At 65.0% G+C, this 24,650-nt stretch carries 18 protein-coding genes; 8 read left to right on the top strand and 10 right to left on the bottom strand.

The features are described 5' to 3' along the window. Positions 1–127: 127 nt before the first annotated feature. The 6 genes from FJ419_RS01800 (at position 128) to FJ419_RS01770 (ending at position 6,985) form a co-directional block, all read left to right on the top strand. Positions 128–1,078: an N-acetylmuramic acid 6-phosphate etherase gene (locus FJ419_RS01800; RefSeq protein ID WP_140686980.1), complete on the top strand. Its 951-nt coding sequence runs from the start codon at positions 128–130 to the stop codon at positions 1,076–1,078. A gap of 114 nt (positions 1,079–1,192) precedes the next feature. Then, complete coding sequence (locus tag FJ419_RS01795; protein ID WP_140547114.1) at positions 1,193–2,452, top strand: ABC transporter substrate-binding protein; 1,260 nt, start codon at positions 1,193–1,195, stop codon at positions 2,450–2,452. Between the two features lie 242 nt (positions 2,453–2,694). Next, complete coding sequence (locus tag FJ419_RS01790) at positions 2,695–3,639, top strand: sugar ABC transporter permease (protein WP_210241645.1); 945 nt, start codon at positions 2,695–2,697, stop codon at positions 3,637–3,639. A 434-nt stretch (positions 3,640–4,073) separates the two neighbouring features. After that, positions 4,074–4,913 carry a carbohydrate ABC transporter permease gene (locus tag FJ419_RS01780; protein WP_140546948.1) on the top strand — a complete coding sequence of 280 codons (840 nt, stop codon included), beginning with the start codon at positions 4,074–4,076 and terminating at the stop codon, positions 4,911–4,913. Next, the gene (locus FJ419_RS01775; protein WP_140686979.1) at positions 4,910–5,971 is read left to right on the top strand and encodes a Gfo/Idh/MocA family oxidoreductase; all 1,062 of its coding nucleotides are present in this window, start codon (positions 4,910–4,912) and stop codon (positions 5,969–5,971) included. The genes FJ419_RS01780 and FJ419_RS01775 overlap by 4 nt, the downstream gene beginning before the upstream one ends. A gap of 15 nt (positions 5,972–5,986) precedes the next feature. Continuing rightward, positions 5,987–6,985 carry an ABC transporter ATP-binding protein gene (locus FJ419_RS01770; RefSeq protein WP_140686978.1) on the top strand — a complete coding sequence of 333 codons (999 nt, stop codon included), beginning with the start codon at positions 5,987–5,989 and terminating at the stop codon, positions 6,983–6,985. Between the two features lie 205 nt (positions 6,986–7,190). Here the strand turns inward: FJ419_RS01770 and FJ419_RS01765 are convergent, their stop codons facing one another. The 5 genes from FJ419_RS01765 to FJ419_RS01745 all read right to left on the bottom strand — a co-directional run bounded on the left by FJ419_RS01765 (position 7,191) and on the right by FJ419_RS01745 (position 14,113). After that, positions 7,191–8,036, bottom strand: a complete 846-nt coding sequence (locus FJ419_RS01765) for a fumarylacetoacetate hydrolase family protein (protein WP_140686977.1) — start codon at positions 8,034–8,036, stop codon at positions 7,191–7,193. A 197-nt stretch (positions 8,037–8,233) separates the two neighbouring features. Next, the gene (locus FJ419_RS01760) at positions 8,234–8,965 is read right to left on the bottom strand and encodes an SDR family oxidoreductase (RefSeq protein WP_140686976.1); all 732 of its coding nucleotides are present in this window, start codon (positions 8,963–8,965) and stop codon (positions 8,234–8,236) included. Between the two features lie 220 nt (positions 8,966–9,185). Next, positions 9,186–11,561 (bottom strand): aldehyde dehydrogenase family protein, encoded by a 2,376-nt coding sequence (locus tag FJ419_RS01755; protein WP_140686975.1) that lies wholly within the window; start codon positions 11,559–11,561, stop codon positions 9,186–9,188. 244 nt (positions 11,562–11,805) lie between these two features. Further along, complete coding sequence (deoC, locus tag FJ419_RS01750; RefSeq protein WP_095768140.1) at positions 11,806–12,852, bottom strand: deoxyribose-phosphate aldolase; 1,047 nt, start codon at positions 12,850–12,852, stop codon at positions 11,806–11,808. 433 nt (positions 12,853–13,285) lie between these two features. After that, positions 13,286–14,113 carry a ferredoxin--NADP reductase gene (locus tag FJ419_RS01745; RefSeq protein ID WP_140686974.1) on the bottom strand — a complete coding sequence of 276 codons (828 nt, stop codon included), beginning with the start codon at positions 14,111–14,113 and terminating at the stop codon, positions 13,286–13,288. A 221-nt stretch (positions 14,114–14,334) separates the two neighbouring features. Between FJ419_RS01745 and FJ419_RS01740 the strand changes: the two genes are divergently transcribed. Both FJ419_RS01740 and FJ419_RS01735 read left to right on the top strand, forming a co-directional pair. Continuing rightward, entirely contained in the window at positions 14,335–16,407 is a 2,073-nt protein-coding gene (locus FJ419_RS01740; RefSeq protein WP_140686973.1) for a hydantoinase/oxoprolinase family protein, read from the top strand. 1 nt (position 16,408) lies between these two features. Continuing rightward, on the top strand, positions 16,409–18,097 hold the full coding sequence (locus FJ419_RS01735) for a hydantoinase B/oxoprolinase family protein (protein WP_140686972.1): 1,689 nt from the start codon (positions 16,409–16,411) through the stop codon (positions 18,095–18,097). Positions 18,098–18,386: 289 nt separating this feature from the next. Here the strand turns inward: FJ419_RS01735 and FJ419_RS01730 are convergent, their stop codons facing one another. From FJ419_RS01730 to FJ419_RS01710, 5 genes are read right to left on the bottom strand one after another with little or no spacing between them, the layout of a single operon-like run. Further along, on the bottom strand, positions 18,387–18,848 hold the full coding sequence (locus tag FJ419_RS01730) for a MarR family transcriptional regulator (protein WP_140688106.1): 462 nt from the start codon (positions 18,846–18,848) through the stop codon (positions 18,387–18,389). Continuing rightward, positions 18,845–19,429: an amino acid synthesis family protein gene (locus tag FJ419_RS01725; protein WP_140686971.1), complete on the bottom strand. Its 585-nt coding sequence runs from the start codon at positions 19,427–19,429 to the stop codon at positions 18,845–18,847. Before FJ419_RS01725 ends, FJ419_RS01730 begins: the two co-directional genes overlap by 4 nt. Then, positions 19,422–20,306 (bottom strand): UPF0280 family protein, encoded by an 885-nt coding sequence (locus tag FJ419_RS01720; protein ID WP_140686970.1) that lies wholly within the window; start codon positions 20,304–20,306, stop codon positions 19,422–19,424. The genes FJ419_RS01725 and FJ419_RS01720 overlap by 8 nt, the downstream gene beginning before the upstream one ends. Beyond that, complete coding sequence (locus tag FJ419_RS01715; RefSeq protein ID WP_140686969.1) at positions 20,306–21,847, bottom strand: 6-hydroxynicotinate reductase; 1,542 nt, start codon at positions 21,845–21,847, stop codon at positions 20,306–20,308. The genes FJ419_RS01720 and FJ419_RS01715 overlap by 1 nt, the downstream gene beginning before the upstream one ends. Then, positions 21,844–24,591, bottom strand: a complete 2,748-nt coding sequence (locus FJ419_RS01710; protein WP_181170607.1) for a molybdopterin-dependent oxidoreductase — start codon at positions 24,589–24,591, stop codon at positions 21,844–21,846. Before FJ419_RS01710 ends, FJ419_RS01715 begins: the two co-directional genes overlap by 4 nt. Positions 24,592–24,650 lie beyond the last annotated feature (59 nt).

Genomic DNA, 24,650 nt, shown 5'->3' with positions numbered 1-24,650 from the left:
TTAAGGCGCATTTTATTGAAAAACCAAGCTAATTTGCCGGAAAGCTAGGTCCGCCGCCTGAAATTCGTTAATGCGTGTGGACAAGTGGTATTTTTTTGGTATTGTTTGTCCAGTCGGAGGAAAATGCATGGCCGAGACGCGCACCGAAGCGCTCCACCAGAATGCCGAGGGGCTGGACGTCCAGGCCCCCGAAACCATTCTGGCGTTCCTGGCCAACGCCCAGATCGAGGCCGGCAAGGCCGTGCACGGCGCCATTCCGGCGATTGCCGTTGCCGCCGAACTCATAGCGAAGCAATTGAAGAGCGGCGGCAAGCTCGCCTATGCGGCGGCCGGCAGCTCCGGCCTGATGGCGGTGGCCGACGCGCTGGAATTGCCGGGCACCTTTGGCATTGCGCGCGACCGCATCGCCATACTGATCGCCGGCGGCGAGGAAGCCTTCCGCACGCTGGCCGGCGGACCGGAGGACGACACCGAGGAAGCGGCGGCGGCGGTTGCCGCGGCTGCCATCGGCAAGGGCGATTGCCTGATCGCCATCTCCGCCAGCGGTTCCACGCCCTATGCCGTGCGGGCGCTCGAAGACGCGCGCAGCCGGGGCGCCGCCACCATCGCGATTGCCAACAACCGGGGCGCCGTCCTGTTCGAGCAGGCCGACGTCGCCGTCCTGCTCGAAACGCCGCCTGAGCTGATCGCCGGCTCGACGCGCATGGGCGCGGGCACCGCGCAGAAGATCGCGCTCAACATGCTTTCGACGCTCACCGCCGTCCATCTCGGCCATGTCCATGACGGCTATATGGTCAACCTCACCGCCGACAACATCAAGCTGCGCGACCGCGCCGTGCGCATGGTCGCCGCCATCAGCGGCAAGAGCCGCGACGACGCCGCCCGCCTGCTTGAAGAGAGCCGCGGCGGCGTCAAGACCGCGATTCTGCTCGCCGCGGGCGCCGCCAGCGCCGACGCGGCCGAGAAGATACTGGAAGGAGCCGGCCAGAAGCTCAGGCCGGCGCTTTCCGCGCTGGGGCATGATCCCGAAAAATGGAACCCGCTTTTCGGAAAAGATCATGCCCTAACAAAGAGGTAGGGCCTGTTTCATCCCGATTTCCATCGGGGTGAAACGGGCTTGCGAGGGGAGCAAGGGGCGCTGAGCCTCTGTTCTCAAAACCGAACCTGAAAAAGGTCAACAGGGAGACTGAAGATGAAGACCAAACTACTGACGGCCCTTCTGCTCGGCACAAGCATCCTCGGCACGACCGGGATGGCGCTGGCCGAGGACGTGACGCTCAACATCGAAAGCTGGCGCGGCGACGACCTGACCATCTGGAAGGACAAGCTGATCCCGGCCTTCGAAGCCAAGAACCCCGGCATCAAGGTGGTGTTCGCGCCTTCGGCGCCGACCGAATACGACGCGGCCCTCGGCGCCAAGCTCGCCGCCGGCTCGGCAGGCGACCTGATCACCTGCCGCCCCTTCGACAAGTCGCTGGAGCTGTTCAAGAAGGGCAACCTCGCCGACCTGAGCTCGCTCCCTGGCATGGAGAACTTCTCGCCCGTCGCCAAGGCCGCCTGGCAGACCGACGACGGCAAGTCGAGCTTCTGCGTGCCGATGGCCTCGGTGATCCACGGCTTCATCTACAACAAGGATGCTTTCGACAAGCTCGGCATCAAGGTGCCGCAGACCCGCGACGAGTTCTTCGCCGCGCTCGACAAGATCAAGGCGGACGGCACCTATATACCGATGGCGATGGGCACCAAGGACCTCTGGGAAGCCGCGACCATGGGCTACCAGAATATCGGCCCGAACTATTGGAAGGGCGAGGAAGGCCGCCAGGCGCTGATCAAGGGCGAGCAAAAGCTGACCGACAAGGACTGGGTCGCGCCGTATGAGGAACTGGCCAAGTGGAAGCCGTATCTCGGCGACGGCTTCGAGGCGCAGACCTATCCGGACAGCCAGAACCTGTTCACGCTCGGCCGCGCCGCCATCTACCCGGCCGGCTCGTGGGAAATCGGCCTGTTCAACACCCAGGCGCAGTTCAAGATGGGCGCTTTCCCGCCGCCAGTCGAGAAGGCCGGCGACACCTGCTACATCTCCGACCATACCGACATCGGCATGGGCCTGAATGCGGCGTCGAAGCATGCGGAAGAGGCCAAGAAGTTCCTGTCCTGGGTCGCCTCGCCGGATTTCGCCACCATCTACGCCAACGCGCTGCCGGGCTTCTTCAGCCTGAACTCCTCGCCGGTGAAGATGGAAGACCCGCTGGCTCAGGAATTCGTCTCCTGGCGCGGCAAGTGCAAGTCGACGATCCGCTCGACCTACCAGATCCTGTCGCGCGGCACGCCGAACCTCGAGAACGAGACCTGGGTCGAATCGGCCAATGTGATCAACGGCACCGATACGCCAGAAGCCGCGGCCAAGAAGCTGCAGGACGGTCTCGACAGCTGGTACAAGCCGGCGAAGTAAGAGCATCGATCGCGATGCCGGCCGGGCGCGGGCCCGGCCGGCATTCAAACAGTTCCCGATAGCGATTGTCGGCGCAGCCTCCCGGTCTTACCCTCACCGTGCGGGGGAGACGGAGCCGATCTGTCGCTGGCTTGTCTTTCTCCTCGAAGGGGACAGCCAAGCCGTGCATCGAGGCACCAGCTAGCATCGACCGACCTGGAACCCAGAGACGGCGGGGAACCGAACTCATGGCTACCGAACTCATGGCTACCGAACTCATGGCTGCAGAAACGCGACCGAAAAGAGCGATCCGCTGGCATGTCGGCGTCTTCCTGGCGCCGGCGGTGCTGGTCTACACCGCATTCATGATCCTGCCGCTGTTCGGCACGCTGCAGCTTTCGCTGTTCCGCAACATCGAGCAGTCCCAGGTCTTTGTCGGATTGGGCAATTTCCGCACGCTGTTCGGCGATCCGAACTGGTCGGTGAATTTCTGGAACGCGCTGCGCAACAATGTCTGGTTCTTCATCATCCACATGCTGGTGCAGAACCCGATCGGTGTGCTTCTGGCGGCGCTTCTTTCCAGCCCCCGGCTGCGCTTCACCGCCTTCTACCGCACGGCGATCTTCGTGCCGACGATCCTGTCCTTCGTCATCGTCGGCTTCGCCTGGAAGCTGATCCTGTCGCCGATCTGGGGCGTGGCGCCGCATCTGATGGATTTCGTCGGATTGAAGAGCTTCTTCACGCCGTGGCTGGGCAAGGAGCAGTATGCGCTCACCGCGCTCAGCCTGGTCTCGGTCTGGCAGTTCGTCGGCATCCCGATGATGCTGATCTACGCGGCGCTGCTGTCGATCCCCGACGAGGTGATCGAGGCGGCCGAATGCGACGGCGTCACCGGCATGGCGCAGTTCTGGAAGATTAAGCTGCCGCTGATCCTGCCCTCGATCGGCATCATCTCGATCCTGACCTTCGTCGGCAATTTCAACGCCTTCGACCTGATCTACACGGCGCAAGGGGCGCTCGCCGGGCCGAACTACTCGACCGACATCCTCGGCACCTTCCTCTACCGCGCCTTCTTCGGCTTCCAGCTGCAGGTCGGGGATCCCAACATGGGCGCCGCGATCGCCACGATCATGTTTCTGATCATCCTCGCCGGCGTCTGCGTCTACCTGTTCCTCGTGCAGACGCGCCTGCGTCGCTACCAGTTCTGAGGGTTGGAGATGTCGAGCTTGAACACTTCCCTCTGGCCTGCCGGCCATCTCCCCCTCAAAGGCAGGGCTATTGCACATGGCTTTGGGACTTCGGAGAACCCGGCATGTCTTGACGTCATCCTCGGGCTTGTCCCGAGGATCTACCGGCCCCTGAACTGGTCGCACTATATCCGCGTGCGACGGCGGATCCTCGGGACAAGCCCGAGGATGACGGCCTTGTGTTGGCCTTCGCCGATAAACCCCACATGCGATCCCCCTGCCCTCAAGGGGGGAGATTGGATGTCATCGCCGCTTTCGCCAATTTTCATCGCTGGAGATTGGTCAGCGCCATCGAAGCTGCCGATCTCCCCCCTTGAGGGGGAGATGTCCGGCAGGACAGAGGGGGGTGCGTTGGCGCCATCCTTGGGGAACGCGGCTCATGAGGAGACTTTGCAATGAGCACAGCCACGCGCTCCTTGCCACGCGCCATCGGCGCGCATGCGATCCTCCTGACCTACACCGCGATTGCGCTGTTTCCGGTGATCCTGGTGGTGATGAATTCGTTCAAGTCGCGCGCGGGCATCTTCGGCGCGCCGCTGACGCCGCCGACGCCGAAGACCTTCGACCTGATCGGCTACACCACGGTGATCGGCCAGGGCGACTTCATCCACTACTTCCAGAACAGCCTCGTCGTCACCGTCGCCTCGCTGTTCTTCGTGCTCTTGTTCGGCGCGATGGCCGCCTTCGCGCTGTCGGAATACCGCTTCCGCGGCAACACGATGATGGGCCTTTACCTGGCGCTCGGCATCATGATCCCGATCAGGCTCGGCACCGTCGCCATCCTGCAATTGATGGTGGCGACCGGGTTGGTCAACACGCTGACGGCGCTGATCCTGGTCTATACCGCGCAAGGCCTGCCGCTGGCGATCTTCATCCTGTCGGAATTCATGAAGCAGGTGTCCAGCGACCTGAAGAACGCAGGCCGCATAGACGGGCTGTCGGAATACACGATCTTCTTCCGGCTGGTGCTGCCGCTGGTGCGTCCGTCCATGGCGACCGTCGCCGTCTTCACCATGATCCCGATCTGGAACGATCTGTGGTTCCCGCTGATCCTGGCGCCGTCGGAAGAGACCAAGACGGTGACGCTCGGCGCGCAGCTCTTTCTCGGCCAGTTCGTCACCAACTGGAATGCGATCCTGGCGGCGCTGTCGCTGGCGATCCTGCCGGTGCTGATCCTCTATGTCATCTTCTCGCGGCAGCTGATCCGCGGCATCACGTCAGGAGCGGTCAAGTGAGCTCGGAAAAACCCCTTCGCGTTGTCGTCGCCGGCCTCGGCAACATGGGCCGCAGCCATGCGCTCGCCTACCACACAAATCCGGGTTTTCAGATCGCGGCGCTGATCAACCGTTCCGACGTGCCGCTGCCGGACGGGCTCGCCGGCTACGGCATAAGGCGCTCCTTTGACGACGCGCTGCGCGACGAGAGGCCGGATGTCGCGGCGGTCGCCACCTATTCCGACAGCCATGCCGACTATGCGGTGCGGGCCTTCGAGGCCGGCTGCCATGTCTTCGTCGAGAAGCCGCTGGCGACCACGGTTGCCGACGCAAAGCGAGTCGTCGATGCCGCGAAGGCCAACGGCAAGAAACTGGTGATCGGCTATATCCTGCGTCACCATCCGTCCTGGGTGCGGCTGATCGCCGAGGCGCGCAAGCTCGGCGGCCCATATGTCTTCCGCATGAACCTCAACCAGCAATCCTCCGGCAATACCTGGGAGACGCACAAGCAGCTGATGCAGACGACGTCGCCGATCGTCGACTGCGGCGTGCATTATCTCGACGTGATGCTGCAGATCACCGACTCGAAGCCCGTCGAAGTACGCGGCATGGGGGTGCGGCTGAGCGACGAGGTGGCGCCGTCGATGTACAATTACGGGCACCTGCAGGTGCTGTTCGAGGACGGCTCGGTCGGCTGGTATGAGGCCGGCTGGGGGCCGATGATCTCGGAGACGGCCTTCTTCGTGAAGGACGTGATGTCGCCCAAGGGCTGCGTCTCGATCGTGATGAAGGAGGGTGTGAAGTCCGACGATATCGACACCCACACCAAGACCTCGACGATCAAGCTGCATAGCGCGGCGACCGGGCCGGACGGCAAATTCGCTACGGAAGACCAGCTGCTGTCGATGGAAGGCGAACCGGGCCACCAGGAACTTTGCGACCTCGAACAGGCCTTCCTGCTCAAGGCCATCCGCGAAAATATCGACCTCACCCGCCACATGGACGATGCCGTGAAGTCGCTTGCCGTCTGCCTTGCCGCCGACGAGAGCGTGCACAGCGGCAACGCCGTAAAACTCTAGAACAGGAACGACGCCGTGGGCTCGCTGAAGATCGAGAATGTGAAGAAGGCTTTCGGGCCGGTCGAGGTGCTGAAGGGCATCGATCTCGAGGTGACGGACGGCGAGTTCGTCGTTTTCGTCGGCCCGTCCGGCTGCGGAAAATCGACGCTGCTGCGCGTCATCGCCGGCCTGGAAGATTCGACCTCCGGCCGCGTGCTGATCGACGGCACGGACGTTTCCGTCACCCCGCCGGCCAAACGCGGCATCGCCATGGTGTTCCAGACCTACGCGCTCTACCCGCACCTGACGGTGAAGAACAATATGGCGCTGGGCCTGAAGCAGGCTGGCACGCCGGCGGCCGAGATCGAGCGGCGCATCAAGATCGCCTCGGCGATGCTGTCGCTGGAGCCGTACCTCGAGCGGCGCCCGGCGGAACTGTCGGGCGGCCAGCGCCAGCGCGTCGCTATCGGCCGCGCCGTGGTGCGCGAGCCGAAGCTTTTTCTCTTCGACGAACCGCTGTCGAACCTGGACGCCGCGTTGCGCGTCAACACCAGGCTTGAGATCGCGCAGCTGCACCGGCGGCTGAAGGCGACGATGATCTATGTCACCCACGATCAGGTCGAAGCGATGACGCTGGCCGACAAAATCGTGGTGCTCAACGCCGGCCGCATCGAGCAGATCGGCAGTCCGATGGAGCTCTACAATTCGCCGGCCAACGAATTCGTCGCCGGCTTCATCGGCTCGCCGAAGATGAATTTCATCGACGGCGCCAGGCTGGGCGAGACGGCCAAGACCATCGGCGTGCGGCCGGAACATGTCACCGTCGACGCGACGTCGGGCGCCTGGAAAGGCACGGTCGTGCATGCCGAGCATCTCGGTGCCGACACCAATCTCTATCTCGACTGCGAGAAGGCCGGGCTGATCACCGTGCGCATCTTCGGCGTCTACAACGCCGAGCCGGGCGCGACCCTCTACGCGACCCCGGATGCGGCGAAGACGTATAGGTTTGGGGCGGATGGAAAGGTGTTGAGGTAAGCGCCGGCTTCCCCTTCTCCCCTTGTGGGAGAAGGTGGCCGCGAAGCGGCCGGATGAGGGGTGTTGGAAGGATCTCGTCGCGACAGAATGAAGCGTGGGATACCCTCAATCTTCAAGGCAGCACTCCGCTGGAGCACCCCTCATCCGTCTCGGCGCTGCGCGCCGATCCACCTTCTCCCACAAGGGGAGAAGGTGAGGTCTGCGCTTACTCGTCCGCCTTGAATATCTGCTTCTGCTGGCCGAGCCCTTCGATGCCGAGTTCGACGACGTCGCCGGGCTTCAGGAACACCGGCGGCTTCATGCCGAGGCCGACGCCGGGCGGGGTGCCGGTGGAGATGATGTCGCCGGGATGCAGCGACATGAACTGGCTGAGATAGGCGACCAGATATTTGACGCCAAAGACCATGGTCCTGGTCGAGCCGTTCTGCATCGTCTTGCCGTTGACGGTCAGCCACATCTTAAGGTTCTGCGGGTCGGCGACCTCGTCCTTGGTGACCAGCCAGGGGCCGGTCGGGCCGAACGTGTCGCACGACTTGCCCTTCGTCCACTGGCCCTGGCGTTCGGCCTGGAAGGCGCGCTCGGAGACGTCATGCGCGACGCAATAGCCGGCGACATAATCCAGCGCGTCGTCCTGCGAGACATACTTCGCTGTCTTGCCGATGATCACGCCGAGCTCGACTTCCCAGTCGGTCTTGACCGAGCCGCGCGGGATCAGCACGTCGTCATCAGGCCCGACGATCGCCGAGCTTGCCTTCATGAAGATGATCGGCTCCGGCGGCACGGTGGCGCCGGTCTCGGCGGCGTGATCGGAATAGTTCAGGCCGATGCAGATGAATTTTCCGGTGCCGGCGATGCAGGCGCCCAGGCGCGGCTTGCCGGGAACCACCGGGAGCGACTTCGGATCGAGCTTCGAGAGCATCTCCAGCGAAGCCGGATGAAGCGCCGTGCCGGCGATGTCGGTGACATGAGCCGAAAGGTCGCGGATCGTCCCGTCCGCATCGAGCAGGCCCGGCCTTTCGCTGCCAGCTTCGCCATAGCGCAACAACTTCATCATTCTTCTCCTAAGGTGCGGCCTGAAGCCATTTTGCAAAATTCGTTTCGATTGCGGTCGTTGCGAAAGCCGGGCGGACCGTAGCCATCGATCTGGTCCCCGGCAAGCGCGAACGCCGCATCGGGCGATCCGGCGAAAGGGATTTTCAGACCGATCGATGCAGTACCTCGATCTCCTGCCAAGCCCTTCCCGATCCCTCAGATCGACCAGCCGCCGTCGATGTTGTAGGCCTGCCCCGACGTGTAGGTTGCGCCGGCAAGATAGACGGCGAGATCGGCGATCTCCTCCGGCGTGCCAAGCCTGCCCATGGGCTGGCGGGCGATGAAGGCCGCGCGCGCTGCCTCATAGTCGCCCTGCGCATGCATGCGGTCCTGCAGCGACGGGCTTTCGACCGTGCCGGGGCAGATGGCGTTGCAGCGAATGCCCTTGGCCACATAATCGGCGGCGACTGCCTTGGTCAGGCCGACGACCGCCGCTTTGGTCAGGCCGTAGACGAAGCGGTTCGGCACACCCTTCTGCGAGCTCGCCAGCGAGGCCATGTTGATGATGGAGCCGTCGCCGCGCTCCAGCATGCCCGGCAGCACGGCGCGGATGGTGCGGATCATCGAACGGACATTGAGGTTGAGCGCGAAGTCGAGATCCTCGTCCTTCATCTCGAGGATGGAGCCGCCATGGACGAAGCCGGCGCAGTTGAACAGCACGTCGACCCGGCCGATCTCGGCGAAGGCAGATGCGACTGCCGCGTCGTTCAGCACATCGAGCTGGCGGGTCTTGACGCCGGCAGTCTTGCCCAGCTCGGCCAATAGCGGCTCGTTGATATCGGTGGCATGAACGGTCGCGCCCGCCTTGGCGAAGGCCAGCGCGCTCGCCCGGCCGATGCCTTGCGCCGCCGCGGTGACCACAACCACCTTACCCGCCAGATCCGCCATGCTTTTCTCCTCGCCTTGCCTGGAGCGTCCGCCTCTATCGATGGCCGGCCCAGGCGTCATGTGCCAGACAGCCGGCTCGTGCGGTCAGATTTCCGCTTCACAGATAAAGATGTTTTTTCTCCTTAAAGAACACGCGCCCGGGCGTCAAGCCCGAGGGCAATCACCTTCGCGGTAGCGGCCAAAACGGCTCCGTCGCGCGGCGCGCCTCAGACGGGACTGCTCAGTCGCCGTAGGGCACCCAGACATTCTTGATCTCGATGGCGCGGCGCAGGAAGGCCTCGCCTGCCGCCTCCGCCGAGGACCAGTCGAGGCTGCGGCCATTGCCGGTCCAGACGCGCTTCAAGTTGCCGATGGAGTCGGCTTCCGCCTTGGCGCAGGCGTCGGCATCGGCGAACACCCAGAGCCCGTCGACGTCGTCATGCTTGGCCAGCACGCCGGCGAGCTCCGCGCTGCGGCCGGTGACGATGTTGATGGCGCCGGCCGGAATGTCGGAATATTCGATCACCTGGTAGAGGTCGGTCGCAAGCAGCGGATGCCGCTCGGACGGGACGGCGACGACTGTGTTGCCCATGGCAAGCGCCGGCGCGACCAGCGAAATGAAGTTGAGCAGCGGCTGGTTGTCCGGCGCGATGATGCCGACGACGCCGACCGGCTCATGCAGCGCGAGCGTCACGACGCGGGCCGGCGGCTGGTGGACGCGGCCCTCGAACTTGTCGGTCAGGCCCGCATAGAGAAACAGCCGCTCGATCGACTGCTCGACCTCCTCGCGCGCGGCCTTGGCGGTGACGCCGGTCAACTGGACAAGGCGTGCGGCGAACTCATCGGCGCGGCCCGAAAGGTTCTCTGCGAAATAATAGAGCACCTGGCTGCGGTTATAGGCGGTCGCCTCCGGCCAGGCCTTGCAGGCGCGGGCGGCGGCGACCGCGTCGCGAATGTCCTTGCGGTTGCCGAGGCCGACTTCACCGGCCAGCTTGCCCTTGGCGGTGGCGACGGCGAGCGAATAGTTGCCATCCGGCCTGACCTGCTTGCCGCCGATGAACAGTTTTGCGGTGCGGTCGATGGCCGTGCCGTCGGCCTGCTCGACCGGCTGGGCCGAGCCGGCGGCTGCCGGCTTGAGGACAGGCCCGACGGGCAGCTTGGCCGCCAGATATTCGAACATGCCCTCGCGGCCGCCTTCGCGGCCAAAACCGCTTTCGCGGTAGCCGCCGAAGCCGCAGGCAGCGTCGAACATGTTGGTGCCGTTGACCCACACCACGCCCGCCTTCAATTGCGGCGCGACATGCAGGGCCAGATTGATGTTCTCGCTCCACACCGAAGCAGCCAGGCCGTAGCGCGTGTTGTTGGCAAGCTCGATCGCCTCCTCGGTGTTGCGGAAGCTCATCGTCGCCAGCACCGGCCCGAACACCTCTTCCTGCGCCAATATATTAGCCGGCGAAACACCCGTCGCCAGCGTCGGCAGGTGATAATAGCCGGAAGAGGGCAAGGCAGCGTCCGGCTGCCAGCAGACGGCGCCCTGTTTCGCGCCCTCGGCAATAAGACCCTTGACGCGGTCGAGCTGGGTGCGATCGACAAGCGGGCCGATATCGGTGTTCTTGTCGAGCGGGCTGCCGACGCGCAGCCGGCTCATCCTGACTTTGATCTTGGCGATGAAGGCTTCGGCGACGCCTTCCTGGACCAGCAGACGCGAGCCGGCGCAGCAGACCTGGCCCTGGTTGAACCAGATGCCGTCGACCAGGCCTTCGACGGCGCTGTCGAGATCGGCATCCTCGAAGACGATGAAGGCCGACTTGCCGCCGAGCTCAAGTGAAAGCTTCTTGCCGGAACCGGCGGTGGCCTTGCGGATGATCTTGCCGACTTCCGAAGAGCCGGTGAAGGCGATCTTCTGGACGCCGGGATGGTTGACGATGGCCGCACCGGCCTCAGGGCCGCCCTGGACGATGTTGACGACGCCTTTCGGCACGCCCGCCCGCTCGCAGATCTCGGCGAACAATATGGCGGTGAGCGGCGTGAATTCGGCAGGCTTCAGCACCACCGTGCAGCCGGCGGCCAAGGCCGGCGCGATCTTCCAGGCCAGCATCAGCAGCGGGAAATTCCACGGGATAACCTGGCCGACGACGCCGACCGGCTTATGGTCGGGAAAATCCTTGTCCAGCGTCTGTGCCCAGCCGGCATGATGGATGAAGTGGCGGATCGCCAACGGCACGTCGATGTCGCGGCTCTCGCGGATCGGCTTGCCGTTGTCGATCGATTCCAGCACCGCGAACAGGCGCTGGTGGCGCTGCATGGCCCGGCCGATGGCATAGAGAACTTTTGCGCGGGCGTAGCCCGATGACGCCGACCATTTCGGCAGCGCTTTTGCCGCAGCAGCAACCGCCGCGTCGATGTCGGCGGCGCCCGCATCCGAGACCTTGCCAAGCAGCTTGCCGGAAGACGGCTCGCTGGTGTCGAAAGTCTTGCCGCTTGCCGCCGCCTTCCAACCACCGTCGATGAACAGCGCCTTGGAGAAATCGCGGCCGGCAAGCCAGGCGTCGGCCTCGTTGCGGGCTTCCGGCGCCGGGCCGTACTCCATGGCGTGATAACGTTCGAGGATGTTCATGGGGCGCTCCTCCCGGAGGAGATTTCTGGATAAGTGGGTGCTCTACGGCGCCCCCCTCTGTCCTGCCGGACATCTCCCCCACTTGTGGGGAGATTGGCCGTCATCGGCGATTTCGCCAATCGCCAGCATTGCAAGACTGGAGCGGACAAAGGCGCAAGCTGATCTCCCCCCTTGTGGGGGAGATGTCCGGCAGGACAGAGGGGGGCGCGAAGGAACTCGACGTTCAAAACTGTGGTCCGCAGCTTTACGCCATCGCGTGGCGGTGGTTGGCCGAATAGTGGCCGGTCAAATGATGCTCGAGCTGGCGCTCGATGTCGGTGAGCAGGCTGGAGGCGCCGAAGCGGAACAGATCCGGCTCGAGCCAGGGCCGGCCGAGCTCTTCCTTCATCAGCACCAGCCAGTCGAGCGAGACTTTGGCAGTGGAAATGCCGCCGGCCGGCTTGAAGCCGATAAGATAGCCGGTCTCCTCGAAATAGGCGCGGATGGCGCGCACCATGGCAAGGCCGACGGGCAGCGTGGCGTTGACGCTTTCCTTGCCGGTCGACGTCTTGATGAAATCGGCGCCCGCCATCATCGCCACCATCGACGCGAGCATCACGTTGCGCAGCGTGGCGAGGTCGCCAGTGCCGAGAATGACCTTGAGATGCGCATCGCCGCAGGCCGCGCGCATGGCGACGATCTCGTTGAACAGCTCGCGCCATTTGGCGCCGTAGACCAGGCCGCGCGGGATGACGACATCGATCTCGTCGGCGCCGTCCTTCACCGACGCCTCGATCTCCTGCAGGCGCGTCGAGAGCGGCGCAAGCCCGTGCGGGAAAGCAGTCGAGACCGCGGCGACATGGATGCCGGTGCCGCGCACGGCGTCGACCGCCGTAGCCACGAAGGGATGATAGACGCAGACCGCCGCCGGACGGATCGCCTCGCCTGATATGCCGAGGCCCTCGACGATATCGCGGCGCAGCGGGTTGATCGCCTTGGCGCAAAGCCGGCGCACGCGCTCGTCGGTATCGTTGGAGTTCAGCGTGGTGAGGTCCATGCAGGCGATGGCGCGCAGGAGCCAGGCGGCCTGGTTGTCGGCCTTGATCGAGCGCCGCTTGGTGAGCGTCGCGACCCGACGCTCCAGCGCCGAGCGGTTGACGCTGCGCACCGATTCCAGAAAACCGAGATCGAGCTTCATGCCGGGGTTGCGGGCAATGCCGTGGTCCAGCGGCAGCGGCGTGTTGGCGGCGGCGCGCGCCGGCAGCGGCATCACCTTGGGCGCGCCTGCGCCGGCCTCGCGGATGGTGCTCATCTCCTGCCCTTTCACTCAGCGCCTTTGCGCTTTATGTTCGTGGGTGTCATTGGGTGGCACGCACGAAGATAGCCCGTGAAGCGATGCTTCACGAGTCTTTCAAAGGGTCATAGCGCAAAAAGGCGGCTCAGGCAGCAGATTTTTGACCGTATGATCAAAACATCATGCTGGGTAGGCGCTCCCGGCGTTGGAGATTGGCCGCAACGCCCATCCCTTCGTCATACTCGGGCTTGACCCGAGTATCCATGCCGTGACCTCTGCCGCAGAGTGCAACGGTGCAGAATTCTGTAACCGCCGCAACGCCTTAGCGTAACGGCATGGATTCCAGGGTCTGTGCGCGTCGCTCCGCTCCTTGCTCCGCCCTAGAATGACGAAGCGCGAATGTCGTCGGTAAATCTCAGTGGCTTCCAACAGAGCTGGCCGGCTGCCCGCCTCAGCCGACGAAGGCGCGCTCGACGACGAAGCTGGCCGGATGGCTCAAGGAACCTTCCTGGAAGCCGAGGCTTTCGGCGAGTTCCTTGATGTCCTTCAGCATATGCATCGAGCCGCAGATCATGATGCGGTCGGTCTCAGGGTTGAGCTTGTCGATGCCGAGGTCTGAATAGAACTTGCCCGAGCCGATCAGCGCGGTGATGCGGCCCATGCGCGCCGATTCCTCGCGGGTGGTCGAATTGTAGAGCGTGACGCGGCCGCCGGTCAGCTCGCCGATCAGCGGGTCGCTCTCGAGCGCCGCCACCAGCTCCTGGCCGTAGGTGAGCTCGGCATTGTCGCGGCAGGTGTGGGTGAGGATGACTTGGTCGAATTTTTCGTAGGTGTCGGGGTCGCGCAGCAGGCTGGCGAAGGGCGCGATGCCGGTGCCGGTCGAGATCATGACCACGCGCTTGGCGGGCGTCAGCGCGTCGAGCACCAGCGTGCCGGTCGACTTCTGGCGCATGATGACGGTGTCGCCGACCTCGATCTTCTGCAGCTCGGAGGTCAGCGGACCGTCGGGCACCTTGATCGAGAAGAATTCGAGCTCGTCGTCCCAGGCGGGGCTCGCGACCGAATAGGCGCGGAAGATCGGCTTCTCGGCATTGGGCAGGCCGATCATAACGAACTCGCCGGAGCGGAAGCGCAGCGACTGCGGCCGGGTGATGCGGAAGGAGAACAGCCGATCGGTATAATGCTTCACCGACACCACGGTCTCGGCATAGACATTGGCCGGGATCGGGAACTGCAGCGGCTTTGCGCCGGCGACGTTCAACGCGGATGTCGTGTTCATTCCAACCCAACTTTCCGGCCCAGACGGAACCTTCTGGCGCCAAACCTTCTCGTGCGCGCCCGAACGGTCAGGTTCCGGCGTGCTCCCTGCACACTGTCAAGCGGTAAGCTCTTGTGTCTGGAATTTATTAGTATACAAATGATCTCCAGGTCAAGATGGCGGCGTAAAACGCCTTTCCAAACCGAGGCATATCCGTAGTCCTGGCATTTCGGGTTTCGGCAATGAATGAGAAATTTTCGGCGTCGGCGGGAAGCGTCGTGGCCGGCATCGATGTCGGCGGAACCTTCACCGATCTGCTTTTGATCGACGGCAAGGCGGGCGGCAAAGTCCATATCGCCAAGACCCCGACCACAGTGGAGAACCAGGCCTTCGGGGTGGTCGCGGCCCTTGGCGCGACCGGCTTTCCGATCGACGGCATCGACCTCATCGTGCACGGCACGACGACGACCACCAACGCCGTGCTGGAGCGCCGGCTGGCGCGAACCGGCATGATCACCACCCGAGGCTTCCGCGACGTGATCGAGCTTGGCCGCCGCACAAGACCGCAGGCCTATGGCATGACGGGCACCTTCGTCCCCGTCATTCCCCGCGACCTTCGGCTCGAAGTGTCGGAACGGGTCGAGGCGTCGGGCGCCGCGCGTATCCCACTCGACGAAGCCGAGATGCGCGATGCGGTGAAGACGCTGCTCGACGCCGGTTGCGAGTCGCTGGTCATCCATTTCCTGCATTCCTACGCCAACCCGTCGCATGAGCGGCGCGCGGCAGAGATCGCGGCGGAGCTCTGGCCGAACGGCCATATCACCACCGGACACGCGCTGCTTTCGGAAGCGCGCGAGTTCGAACGCGGCGTCACCGCGGCGGTGAACGCCTCGGTGCAGCCGATCCTGGAACGCTATGTCGAGCGGCTGCGCAAGGAGCTGGCGGCAAAGGGCTACGCCCGCGACTTCCTGATCATGAACGGCAATGGCGGCATGATCTCGGCCCGCTTCGTCACGCAGGAATCGGCCAAGACGGTGATGTCGGGCCCGGCGTCGGGCGTGATCGCCGCCGCCTATACGGGAAAGCGCGCCGGCTTCGGCAATCTCGTCACCTACGACATGGGCGGCACCTCGACCGACGTGGCGCTGATCCGCAATGCCGAGCCCGCCGTCTCCAACGAGATCGAGATCGAATATGCGATGCCGATCCATGTGCCGATGGTGGCGGTGCACACGGTGGGCGCCGGCGGCGGCTCGATCGCGCGCGTCGATGCGGCCGGGCTGATCCAGATCGGCCCCGAAAGCGCCGGCGCCAATCCCGGCCCGATCTGCTACGGGCGCGGCGGCATCGAGCCGACCATCACCGACGCCAATCTGGTGCTCGGTCGCCTGGCGCCCAAGAAATTGCTCGCCGTCGACAATCCCGTCACCGTCGAGCGCGTCACCGGTATTTTCGAAGACAGGATCGGCAAGCGCACAGGGCTCTCCGGCGTCGAAGCGGCGGGTGCCGTCTTGAGGCTCGGCAACATGAAGATGGCGGGCGCCATCCGCATGGTCTCGGTCTCGCGCGGCCACGATCCGCGCGATTTCGCGCTGTTCGCCTTCGGCGGCGCCGGGCCCTTGCACGCGACGGCGCTTGCCCGCGAGCTCGGCCTGCCGAGAGTGCTGGTGCCGGCGCGCCCGGGCATCACCAATGCGCTCGGCTGCGTGGTTGCCGACCTGCGCCACGACTTCGTCAACACGATCAACATGCCGGTCGGCGGCCTCGACGAAACCGCGCTTCGCGAGGTGTTGGAACGGCACCGTAACGAAGGCGAGGCGCTGATCGCGAAGGAAGCGGTGAAGCCGGACGCGATCCGCGTGACGCATTCGGCCGACATGCAGTTCGTCGGCCAGACGCACATCATCAACGTGCCGTTGCCCTCCTCGTCGGTTTCACGAGAAACACTGCAGCTTCTGTTCGAAAAAGCCTATTTCGCCCGCTTCAAGGTCGAGCTGCCGGAAATCCGCGCCAATCTCGTCAACCTCAACACATCGGTCACCGGCGTGCGGCCGCAGATCGACCTGTCGCGGCTGATCGATCCGGTAGGACGCGCCGCCACGCTCAACGAGGCGCGGCGCGAAATCCGGCCGGTCTGGTACAGCGGGCGCTGGCACGACACCCCGGTCTATGCGCGCGAAAAGCTGCCGCTCGACGCAACAATTGAGGGGCCGGCAATCCTGGAGCAGATGGATGCCACCACCGTGCTCGAACCCGGCGACCGGGCGCGCTCGGATGCCGACGGCAACATCATCATCGACATCGGCGAGGCCTGAGATGGCAAAGCTCGACACGATCACGCTTTCGGTGCTGCAGGCTGCCCTGCAGCAGGTCTGCGACGAGATGGACCTGACCTTCTCGCGCGCGGCCTTCTCGCCGGTCATCGCCGAGGCCAATGACCGTTCGGACGGCATCTATTCGGCCGTCGACGGGTCGCTGATCGCGCAGGGCAGCCAGGGCCTGCCGGTGTTTGTCGGCGTCATGCAATATTCGACCAGGACGGTGATCAAGATGATCGCCGACGGACGATGCCTGGCGCCGGAGCCGGGCGACATCTACATCGTCAACGACCCCTATCTCGGCGGCACGCATCTGATGGATGTGCGCTTCGTCATGCCGGTCTATCGCGGCGGCAAGATGTTCTGCTGGCTTTCCAACACCGGCCACTGGCCGGATATAGGCGGTTCGGTGCCGGGCGGCTTCTCCGCTTCGGCCACGGCGGTCGAACAGGAAGGCCTGCGCCTGCCGCCGGTAAAACTGTTCAAGAAGGGCACGCTCGATCCGGAAATCTACGCCATCATCTGTTCCAACATCCGGGTCGCCGACCAGCGCATCGGCGACATCCGCGCGCAGGCCGCCGCGCTGCTGATCGGCCAGGACAGGCTCAACGAAATTCTGGATCGTTACGGTGACGAAACCGTCGTCGAGGCAATCGCGGAACTGCGCCGCCGCGCCGCCGAGCAGATGCGCGCCTCGATCGCCGTGATCCCGGACGGCGTCTACCGCTCGCAGGCCTTCGTCGATTCCGACGGGGTGGTGAACGAGCCGCTGACCATCAATCTCGCCGTCGAGAAGCAGGGCGACACGCTGACCTTCGACTTCGCCGGCTCATCGAAACCCTGCGCCGGACCGATGAACAGCGTGCTGGCGACGACGCTGTCGTCGGTCTATCTGGCCATGCGGCATATTTTTCCAGAAGTGCCGATCAGCGCCGGCGCCTTCGAGCCGCTGAACGTCAAGCGGCCGGAAGGCACGTTCCTCGACGCCAGATATCCGCGCCCGGTCTCGGGCTGCGCGGCGGAGGTCTCGCAGCGCATCGCAGAGGCCGTGTTCGCCGCGATGGTGCAGGCGCTGCCGGAAAAGGTGACGGCGGCACCCGCCGGCTCCAGCGGCAATTTCGCGCTCGGCGGCAACGATCCGGCACGCGGCCGCGACTATGTCATGTACCAGATCTCGGGCGGCGGTTATGGCGGCAATGCCGGCCATGACGGGTTGAGCAATGGCTGCTCGACCATCGGCATTTCGAAGTCGCCGCCGGTCGAGATCATGGAACAGGCGTTTCCGGTGCTCTACCGGCATTACGCGCTGCGCGAAGGCTCCGGCGGCGCGGGAAAACATCGCGGCGGCTTCGGGCTGGCGTACGAGGTCGAGATCCTGCGCGGTGAAGCCCGCGCGTCCTTCGTCATGGACCACGGCCGCTTCGGACCGCAGGGCGCGCTTGGCGGCAAGGACGGCGCGCCGAACAGCGTGACCGTGTTCCGCAACGGCGAAGCGCATGTGCCGCCGCATCTTTCCAAGGAACAGGACATCGCGCTCAAGGCCGGCGACCGCGTGCGTGTCGGCACGCCTGGCGGCGGCGGTTACGGCAATCCGCGCGAGCGCGACCCGAAGCTGGTCGCCGAGGATGTCAGGCTTGGCTACTATACGCCGAAGCAGGCCAGGGAGATGTTCGGAGTGGACGTGTAGGCGGACGGGCGCGGCGACTCATGCTTGCGCCATCGGGTCCGGCGGTTTGGAGATGGGCCGCAACGCGTATCGCTTCGTCATTCTATGGCGTAGCAAGGAGCGAAGCGATGCGCGCAGGCCATGGAATCCCGTTACGCAGGAGCGCCGCTCACGGTGCAGAATTCTGCTCCGCTGCTTTCTTCGGCTGAGGTCACGGCATGGATTCCAGGGTCTTCGCGACGGAGCTTCGCTCCTGCTCCGCCCTGGAATGACGAAGTTGGGAGGGCTCGGTCAATCGAGCCCTTGGAGCTCACGCCAGCTTCGCCAGCAGCCGCAGGAACGTCGCGGTTTCCTTGGCCGTCAGCGGCGCCAGCGTTTCCTCGGTGATGGCGCGGGCCAGCGGGATCAGCCGCTCGATCGCCTCGCGGCCTTTCGGCGTCAGATTGACCAGCAGCCGCCTTTTGTCGACCTCGTGCTTGGAGACTTCGACAAGGTCTCGCGCCTTCAGCCGGTCGATAACGCCCTTCACGGTTGCGGCATCCATGGCGATCAGCGTTCCCAGCTGGTTCTGCGAGGTTTCGCCGATATCGTGAAGCTTGGCCAAAGCCGCGAATTGCGGCGGCGTCAGGTCGCCGATATGCGAGGCGAAGATCGAGACATGGCGCTGGTGCGCCTTGCGCAGAATGAAGCCGACCTGATCCTGCAGATGGTAGTTGTTCTCGTCGCCGTCTTCGGCCTCGACCAGCCGCAGCAAATTGTCCTCGCCGCTCATCTCAAGCCGTCCCATGCCTTGATATCCTCTGCCGCCAGGCCGCCCATGCGGTTGTGGACGCGCGGACCGCAGGTCATGGCGAGGCAAAACAGGATCTCGTCCGGGCGCGGGCCGTCGCTGATGCCGACCTCCATGGCGTCGAAATGGCTGCGCACATAGGCGGCGTTGATGTGGCCGAGCGGCACATCGAGCCGCGCGCCGAAGGCGCCGACCTTCTTGGCCGACGGCACAATGGCCTTGGCGTCGCCGAGACGCTCGCGCATGGCGTAGCCGCCGGGCACGTGCCATAGCGCGCCATGTTCCAACTCCCCTGCCGCACCGACGATGGCACCCTTGCCGTAGCCGTCGATCTTCTTCACGTCGCCGCCGAGCGCCGCGATCAACCTGTCGGAGAGCAGAAGTCCCAACGGCTTCAGGTCTTCCATGGCGCTCTGCAGGTCTTCGACATAGCGGCCGGCGAAGGGATTTTTTACCACAGCCATGGCTGCGGCGCGCAGGCGCGACTCTTTCGCCACGGGTCCGCCGTCGTGAAAAATCTCCTCGGTCAGGACCGCGATCTTGCGGATCGGAAAATCAGGCATGGGCAGTTTCCTTCGCTTTATGTTTGTTGGGCGCGGCGAGCGTCACCGATCCGCTGATGCGGGCCTCGCCCGCCAGAAACAACGCCGATGCGGCGATCAGGCCGCGCCGGCGAAAATCTTCGGCGACGGCAAGGCCGTTGTCCAGCGCGCGCGCAATTTCGGAGGCGTCAAGCGGGCCGACGCTTTGTGTCACCAGCATCTCGCCGAGATCGCTGTCCGGCGCCAGCTCGCGCGCCGCAACGCGTGCAATGGCAGGATGTCCAGGCAGGTCGACGGCGTTGGCAATCAGCGTTGCCGCCGCGTCGGCCTCCGCGCCGGTCGGCGCCAGCACCGTGACGGCGTCGGCTATGCCCAGTGAAAACGACCGGCCGCGCCAGCCGCTGGTGGCAACGCCGTGCACGTCGTCCTCGGCGCGAATGGCGACGCGGTCGGCCATGCCATTCCCGGTACCGGCGATCGCCACCGTCATCGTCTGGCCGATGCCAAGATGGAGAGCGCAGTCGCCGCCATTGTTGACGTAAGCGCGATCGAGCCGGCGACCGGCGAGCATTGCGCTGAGAATTTCGTCGGCTACCGAACCGGCAACGGCGGCCATCGGCGTGATGAAGCATTCCGCCAACGGCATGACGGCAGCCTCCATGCGGCGCGCGGTCGGGCCGGCGAAGTCGCGCGGCGCCAGGAAGAAGGCCGGCAAGCGCAATTCGGGCAGTTCCTCGACCACCTCGATCAGGATCGTCTGAAAGCGGGCGACAGCCTGTTCGTAAGCGGCGCGGCATTCATCGGTGGGACCAAAAGCCTCGACGACGAGGTCGATCGGCCCATGGTTGAGATGGAGGCGCCTGCCGTCGGCAAGCCAATGCGCCTGCGGGCCGTTCATCAGCCGGCCCCGTTCGCCACGTCGCGGCGCAGCTGCGCCAGCGGCGGCCAGGGATTGCCGGCGGGCGCGCCGGTGCCGCGGCGCGGATTGAGATACTCGCCGCCCTTGGCGAGGATGTCGTCGACGCTGCGGATCTCGTTCTCGTAGCCGCCCAACCGGACATAATCGTCGCGGCGCATGGTGAACTCGATCGGCGCCACCAGCGCCGGCGTCGGCACATAGCCGAAGGCGCCTTCCGGCACGCGGGTGACGTCGACCATCAGCGTGATGCCGCCGCCCGGCCAGACATAGACCGGCGCGCCGCCCACGGTCACATAGGTCTTCAACCCTTGCACCGAGCGGGTGAGGTTTACCGGGTTTTCGGTGACGCCGGCGCGCAGCGAGCCGCCGGCGCCGCCGATGAACAGAACCGTGCACAAAGCCGGCTCGCAATTGTCCTCGATCAGGTCGACGGACTTTTGCAGCCGCTCGGGAAATGGCTTCTGGATCGGCTTCAGCTCGTCGTCCAGCTCGTAATAGGCGAACTGCTCGCCGGTGGTCGACACCATCAGCAGCGACAGGCCGGGACGCGCGCCCTTCTTGGCGTTCCAGTCGCCGAGGATCGACAGCGGATCGGAGATCGTCGTGCCGCCCCAGCCGAGACCGGGCTCCGACACCTTGAAATAGCGGCCGGGCGTCGAACGGCGGCCGATGATCTTTATCCCGGTATCTTCCCAGCCCAGCACCTTGCCGGCCTGATGCTCGGAGACGACGCCGGTGATGTGATCGTCGACCACCACCACCTCGTCGACCAGACCGCGCCATTGCGTGGCGAACATGCCGATGGTGGCCGAGCCGCAGCCGACGCGCATGCGATGCTCGACCTTGCCGTCGATGACCGGCGCCTTGCCGGCTTCGACGATGACCGTCGCGCCGCCGTCGATGGTGAGCTCGACGGGCTTGCGGTTGCACAGATTGAGCAGGGCGTCGCAAGTGGCGCGACCTTCGGCCTTGGAGCCGCCGGTCAAATGATGGACGCCGCCGAGCGACAGCATCTGCGAGCCGTATTCGCCCGTCGTGACATGGCCGATCGCCTCGCCTTGCGCGCGCACGATCGCCGTCTCGTCACCGATGTGTCGGTCGGTGTCGATCTTCACCTTGACGCCGCAGTAGGAGAAGATGCCCTCGGTGACGACGGTGACGAGATCGACGCCTTCCACCTCCTGGCTGACGATGAAGGGCGCGGGCTTGTAGTCGGGATAGGTGGTGCCGGCGCCGATCGCGGTGACGAAGCGGCGTCCGGTGTTGACCAGCTCGCCGCGCCACGCCTCGCCCTCGGCGACGAAGGGCACGACCGCGCCGCCGGTTTCGGCCGCGTGGTCGAGGATGGTCAGCGGATCCATGCGCACGATGCGGCCGCCGACATTGCCGTAGCGGTCGCAGGCGCCGGTGCGGCCGTCGGCGATGTAGCACATGACCGGACAGGCATCGCAGCGGATCTTTTCCGCCACCTGCTTCTCGCCGGGGTCATGGGTCTCGAAACGTTCGGCAAGCTCGCTCATCGGCGCGCCTCCTTCTCGCGGATCGCCGCCAAGATGCGGCTCGGCGTCGCCGGCACCTTGGCGACCAGGACGCCTGTGGCATGGCGAATGGCATTGAGGATCGCCGGCACGGTCGGGATCAGCACATGCTCGCCCAACCCTTTGGCGCCGAAGGGTCCTTCCGGATCCGGAACCTCGACCAATATATGTTCGATTGGCGGCACGTCGCCGATGGTCGGGATGAGGTAGTCGTGCAGGTTCTCGGTGCGGCCGGGGATATATTCCTCCATCAGCGCCATGCCGATGCCTTGCGCAATGCCGCCCTCGATCTGGCCTTCGACCAGCACCGGGTTGATCGCCTTGCCGACATCATGCGCGGCGGTGATCTTGATCAACTTTACGGTGCCGAGCTTGAGATCGACCTCAAGCTCGGCGATCTGCGCGCCATAGCCGTAGACCGCGTAAGGCTTGCCCTGGCCCTTGGCATCGAGCGGCAGCGTTGGCGGGTCGTAGGTTTCTTCCGCGACGAAGACGAAGCCGTCGGCATCGGCCTTGAGCGCCGCAAGATCGATGCGCCGCGCGGCATCGCCTTCGCGGATGGAGATGCTGGCGCCGTCGAGCGCGATCGTCGCCTGGCCAGAGACATTGGCGAAGCGCAGGATTTTTTCGCGCAATGCGCGGCCGGCCTTCTCCGCCGCCTTGCCCGTTACAAAAGTCTGCCGCGATGCAGATGTTTTGCCGGCGTCGGGCGTGATGGCGGTATCGGCGCTCTTCAGCTTGAAACAGGCCAGCGGCAGGCCGAGCGCGTCGGCACATATCTGGCTGATGACGGTGTTGGAGCCTTGGCCGATGTCGACCGCGCCCTGGTGCAGGACGACGTCACCCGCGGCCGAGATGCCGACCTTGATGGTGGACGGATTGGGCAGCGAAGTGTTGCCGCAGCCATACCAGCAGGAGGCGACGCCAACGCCGCGCTTGCTCGCCGTATGGGCTGCGTTGAACGCCTCCGCGTCCGCCAGCGCACGCGCCCAATGCGGCTTGAGCTGTTCCAGGCATTCGCCGATACCGACACCGGATTCCAGGCGCTGACCCGTGACTGTTTCGTACCCGTTACGAAGGCAGTTCTTCAGCCGGAAATCGAGACGATCCAGGCCGAGCTTTGCGGCGAGCTCGTCATAGAGCGTCTCCTGCATGATGGTGGCCTGCGGCACACCGAAGCCGCGGAACGCGCCGGCGATCGGTCCATTGGTGTGGATGGCGTAGCCCGTCGCCCGGTAGTTCGGCGTGAGGTAAGGGCCGGAGGCATGCACCGGCACGCGGTTGGCGACGGTCGGACCCCAGCTGGCATAGGCGCCGGTGTTGAAATCGCCTTCGAAGACCATGCCGGTGACCCGGCCCTCGGCATCGGCGCCGATGGTCGCCTTCATCTCGGCCGGATGGCGCTTGGTGGTCGACATCATCGATTCGTTGCGCGTGTAGGCAAGTGCCGCCGGCCGGCCGGTCTTCATCGCCACGAGGCCGATGAGAGGCTGCAGCGAGACATCTAGCTTCGAGCCGAAGCCGCCGCCTGTCGCTGTCGGCACGATGCGCACCTTGTCTACGGCAAGGCCCAGCACCTTGGCCGTGTCATCGCGGTCCATATAGGGCGCCTGGGTGCAGGCGACGACCACCAGCGTGTCGCCATCCAAATAGGCGTAGCCGGCTTCCGGCTCGATATAGGCGTGCTCGACGAAGGACGTCTCGATGGCGCCTGAGACAGTGGCTGCTGCCCCGGCGAGCGCGCCATCGGGATCGCCGCGCTCGACATAGCCGGAGGTCAGGAGATTCGCCGGGCGGTGCGAATGGATCAGCGCAGCGCCTTCGGCCTTCGCCTCGCGGGGCTGCAGCATATGCGGCAGCTCGGTCCAGGCGATAGGGAAATCCGTCAGGTCGAGTTCGAGGATCGCTTCGCGCTCGCCGGCGACGAGCGCCACGGCCTCGCCGCGCAGGCGCGCAAAACCATCGGCAAGCGCCGGCTGGTCGGCGAAGGGGCCGATGACGCCGAAGCAGTTGTGGCCAGGGATATCCGCCGCCGTGAAGACGCCGGCAATGCCGGGATGCGCTTCCGTCCAGGCGTCGACATCGCCGAGGCTGAAGCGGGCGTGATAATGCGGCGAGCGCACCACAAGCACCGCCAGTGCGTCGGCTGGAAAGGAATCGCCGCCGAATTTTTCGTCACCGGTGACTTTCGGCACGCCGTCGAGCCGGACCGGCGAGGCACCGACGGCATGGCCAGCTTCCGGCAGGCGAAGATCCACGCTGTTCATGTGCTGCGAGGCCTGCATCACCGCCGCGACGATCTTCCTGTAGCCGGTGCAGCGGCAGAGGACGCCGCCCAACGCGTCCTGCGTCTCGGCCTCGCTCGGCGTAGGATTGCGATCCAGCAGCGCGGTGGCCGCCACAAGCAGGCCGGGCGTGCAGATGCCGCATTGCGCGGCGCCATGTTCCAGGAACGACGCCTGCAAGGCGGACAGCCGGCCATTGGCGAGGCCTTCGACAGTGGTGACGGAGGCGCCGGCTACGGAGGCCGCCGGCATCAGGCAGGCGCAAACCGGATTGCCGTCGACCAGCACCGTGCAGGCGCCGCAATCGCCGGCATCGCAGCCGACCTTGGTGCCGGTCAGCCGCAACTCGTCGCGCAACACCTGCGAGAGACGCCTGACCGGCGGCACCGACACGCTGACGGCGGCGCCGTTGACCTCGAAGGCGATCTCGGAGCGGTCCATACCGGACCGGGCCATGCCAGATTGAGCCATGCCGGATTTGGCAGCACCGGACTGGGTCA

This window comes from Mesorhizobium sp. B2-6-2 (assembly GCF_006440615.1).
Classification (GTDB): Bacteria; Pseudomonadota; Alphaproteobacteria; order Rhizobiales; family Rhizobiaceae; genus Mesorhizobium.
The sequence above is the reverse complement of the archived record's forward strand: the minus strand, read 5'-3'. Positions and strand labels throughout refer to the sequence as shown.